Source organism: Symbiopectobacterium sp. (genome assembly GCF_051710365.1).
GTDB lineage: Bacteria > Pseudomonadota > Gammaproteobacteria > Enterobacterales > Enterobacteriaceae > Symbiopectobacterium.
Genome location: NZ_JBPETA010000392.1, coordinates 1 through 884 on the forward strand (window position 1 = coordinate 1; position 884 = coordinate 884).

The window sequence follows — 884 nt, forward strand, 5'->3', positions numbered from 1 at the left end:
TTGCAAATAATGGTTTGGCTTGGGGAGAGGGCACTTCATCGTCGGTGGGGGAAGGCGCATTTACTAGATTAGAGGCCAATATCCTATCTAATAATAATCTTGGGTCTGTTGGGTGTCAGTATACATTCGATGCATCGAAGGTCGTACCCACCGCAACTGAAAACCGTCCGCGCAACATCGCCTTTAATTACATTGTGAGAGCAGCATAATGAGCAACTATTCCACCAATATTGAAACCGCCGAATTAGGCGAAAATGGCCTTAGCAAAAAGGCCGGATGGATCACTGTCTACCATGTGAACTCGAGCACTGGCGAATACCAAAGCGCCAGCATGGAATATCTCATGCTCGGCGTGGGTCTCCCAGCCCACAGTTACCCCGATGAACCCGAGTTACCCCCAGTCGGACAGGCGTTATTGCGCACTTCTGACGGTTCAGGCTGGGAGCATGTGCCGGACTATCGCGGCAAAACGGCCTATAACACCGAGACGCGCGAAGCCTCGCTTATCACCACTATCGGTGAATTGACGGAAGAATTTACGCTACTTGAACCGTCAACTGAATTTGATGCCTGGGACGGGGAAATGTGGGTGACAGACACACATGCCCAGCAAGCGGCTGAATTACAAGCTGCACAGCAGGCGGCACAACAGGAGTTAACCTCACGTCTTACCGTGGCGAATGCGCGCATTCAAACGCTGAGCGATGCGGTTGATCTGGATATGGCGACTGACGAAGAGAATGCGGCGTTAACAGAATGGAAAACCTATCGGGTGATGTTAAATCGTATTGATGTCAGTACTGCACCTGACATTGAGTGGCCGGGGCAGCCACAATAATAGCCGTTATTTCTACCAGCCCGCCGTCATTGGCGGGCTTTCTCTT

At 51.2% G+C, this 884-nt stretch carries 1 protein-coding gene and 1 pseudogene; both read left to right on the forward strand.

Annotated elements, in window-relative coordinates:
* A pseudogene (locus ACTBDZ_RS18205) lies at positions 1 to 209 on the forward strand (phage tail protein); the annotation flags it as partial.
* Positions 209 to 838 carry a tail fiber assembly protein gene (locus ACTBDZ_RS18210; RefSeq protein WP_438816319.1) on the forward strand — a complete coding sequence of 210 codons (630 nt, stop codon included), beginning with the start codon at positions 209 to 211 and terminating at the stop codon, positions 836 to 838. The pseudogene ACTBDZ_RS18205 and the gene ACTBDZ_RS18210, both read left to right, overlap by 1 nt.
* The last annotated feature ends 46 nt before the right edge of the window (positions 839 to 884 follow it).